The organism is Flavobacterium sp., from assembly GCF_028712645.1.
In the GTDB taxonomy this organism is placed as follows: domain Bacteria; phylum Bacteroidota; class Bacteroidia; order Flavobacteriales; family Flavobacteriaceae; genus Flavobacterium.
In genome coordinates this window covers 1-3,012 of record NZ_JAQTPQ010000346.1, presented here as the reverse complement: position 1 = coordinate 3,012, position 3,012 = coordinate 1, and the positions used below count along the sequence as shown (strand labels likewise).

Below are 3,012 nucleotides of genomic sequence, written 5' to 3'. Positions count from 1 at the left end.
ACTTTTTCATCTAAATGTTTAGGTAACATATACACGTCATTGTTGTAAGCTGCGCTGTTTTTCCACAATTCGATTTGAGCTAGAGTTTGGTTTGTAAATGAGTTACTCATTACAAAACTTGGGTGACCTGTAGCACAACCAAGGTTTACCAAACGACCTTCTGCCAAGATGATAATGTCTTTTCCAGCGATTGTATACTTGTCAACTTGTGGTTTGATTTCGATTTTAGATGCTCCGTGGTTTTTGTTCAACCAAGCCATATCAATTTCGTTATCAAAGTGTCCGATGTTACAAACGATAGTTTTGTCTTTCATTTGTTCGAAATGACTTCCAAGAACGATATCTTTATTTCCAGTTGTCGTGATGATGATATCAGCATTTCCAACAACAGTGTTTAATTTCTTCACTTCATAACCGTCCATTGCAGCTTGTAAAGCACAAATTGGGTCAATTTCGGTTACTGTTACAATAGAACCAGCACCTCTAAAAGAAGCAGCAGTTCCTTTTCCAACATCACCATAACCACAAACGACTACTCTTTTTCCAGCCAACATAATATCGGTAGCACGACGAATCGCATCAACTGCAGATTCTTTACAACCGTATTTATTGTCAAATTTCGATTTAGTAACCGAGTCATTCACGTTAATTGCAGGCATTGGCAAAGTTCCGTTTTTCACTCTTTCGTACAAACGGTGAACACCAGTCGTAGTTTCTTCAGACAAACCTTTGATTCCAGCAACCAATTCTGGGTAACGATCAATAACCATATTGGTCAAATCGCCACCATCATCAAGAATCATATTCAATGGTTTTCTGTCTTCTCCAAAGAATAAAGTTTGTTCAATACACCAGTCGAAATCTTCTTCGTTCAAACCTTTCCAAGCATAAACTGATATTCCAGCAGCAGCAATTGCAGCAGCAGCCTGATCTTGGGTTGAGAAAATATTGCAAGAACTCCAAGTCACTTCAGCACCAAGAGCAATTAATGTTTCGATCAAAACCGCAGTTTGAATCGTCATATGTAAACATCCTGCAATACGAGCACCAGCAAGCGGTTGTTCGTCTTTATATTCAGCACGAAGCGCCATCAAACCTGGCATTTCAGCCTCGGCCAATTCAATTTCTTTTCTTCCCCAAGCCGCTAGAGAAATGTCTTTTACTTTGAAAGCCACATAAGGCGTAGTCGTTGTACTCATTTATAGTATATTTGTAATTGTAAAATTTTTTGCAAATTTACGTAATAACTTTATAATTTAAAAAGCATTAGGAATATTTGTGAATTGTTTAATGCCGTAATCTTTTGAATCATAATGAAATAATTTTTTTAAGAAGCTAATCCCGCTATTCGTTGCAATCTCCCGAAGAAAAATCGGGAGGATTTCCACTGCTATCGGGGCTAAAAATCTGATAAATTAAGACGTTTTAGTTTTTCATTTGAAATTTATTGCTATTTTTTTTCTACTTTCGCAATATGAATAATCTTTCAGACATTACTAATTGGAAAAAGAATTTTGGTTTATTGCCAATTCTTTTAAATCCTATTATTCAGGATAATAAATACCTTATGCTTAATGGAGGAAGTGGTGACTTTTGTTTGCAAACAAAGTCAAATGGAGCAGATATAAATACTCTTTTTAACATCGCTTGGTCTTCTAATACTAAAAATTTTATTGTAATAGAAAATGAAAATTTAAAAATTTTAAATTGGCTTGATAGAAACAAATCAGAAGAAATTCCATTAAATAAAATAGAAACAAATTCAAGTGAATTTTACAATTATTTAATTTCTAAATCATATAAAACACAAAGTGATGTTGTTCCTTTTGTTTTGGATATTTTTAGACAATTACGAAATATATCAAGAGAAAGTGAAAATCCATCAGTTGCTTTAAATATTTTATTTCAATTATTAATTAGCATTGAAGAAGATTATACAAAAATTGATTATACAAAATGGGGGATTCAAAAAATTGATTTGCCTTATCAATTTGATTATTTTGTAGATTTAATAAAACAAGGTGTTAAATCTATACACCCTAATCTTGATTTAATTCTACGACATTCCGCTGGAGCACTATTTCAAGAAGCTCATCGTGAAGTTATTTATTTTAATCCACAATTAGAATTATTTGGAGCGTCAAATAAATTAGCAACAAGGAATGATGCGTATTCAAGCATTCACTACACACCACAATATTTAGCTCGAACAATTGTTGAAAACAGTTTAAAAGAAATAGACTTAAAAAAAACAAATTTAATAATATTTGATCCTTCGTGCGGTTCGTCTGAATTTTTAATAGAAGCGCTTAAACAATTAAAGAATTTTGGCTATAAGGGAAAAGTAAAAGTAATAGGCTGGGATAGTTCTGAAAGCGCTGTAAATACTTCAAACTTTTTACTCCAATACGAAAAAAGAACGCAATGGAACAATACCGATTTAGAATTTGAAATAAAACGAGTTGAAGATTCATTAACTCAACAGTGGGCAAATGATTACGATTTAATATTGATGAACCCTCCTTTTGTCTCTTGGGAACTTTTGAAAAGTAAAGACAGCAGAGATGCTATTTTAGAAACATTAGGTTCAAATTCTAGAAATGGAAAACCCAACCAAGCAAGTGCTTTTTTCTATAAAGCAATACAATCATTAGGAAATGATGGTGTTATTGGTTGCGTATTACCTTCGTCTATTTTCACTTTTGATTCCTATTCAAAAATGAGAAATGAGATTAAAGAACAGATACATATAAAAACAGTTGCGAAACTTGGCAATTTTGTTTTTGAAGATGCACTTACCGATGTCAGTTTTTTTATAGGTAAAAAATCAAATACTCAAGACCCTACCAAATTGATTTGGTGTAAAAATGAAAAAGGAATCGCTCAAGAATCATTGCGAGAGTTGAGAAAAATTAACGCTAACAACCAACAATCTGTTGAAGAAAAAAGTTTTAGTATTTATTCGCCCTCAAATTTTCCTGTAATTAAAGAAAGCTGGAAAGTTATTTCTTT

Annotated in this window: 2 protein-coding genes; one reads left to right on the top strand and one right to left on the bottom strand. The window is 32.6% G+C overall.

Features of this window, described 5'->3' with window-relative positions:
• A partial coding sequence (gene ahcY / locus PHC28_RS17605) for an adenosylhomocysteinase (RefSeq protein WP_300103608.1) occupies positions 1 to 1,199 on the bottom strand: 1,199 nt, incomplete at its 3' end.
• A 275-nt stretch (positions 1,200 to 1,474) separates the two neighbouring features.
• Here ahcY and PHC28_RS17600 point away from each other — a divergent pair.
• The coding region (locus PHC28_RS17600) for an N-6 DNA methylase (RefSeq protein ID WP_300103606.1) at positions 1,475 to 3,012 on the top strand (1,538 nt) is incomplete at its 3' end.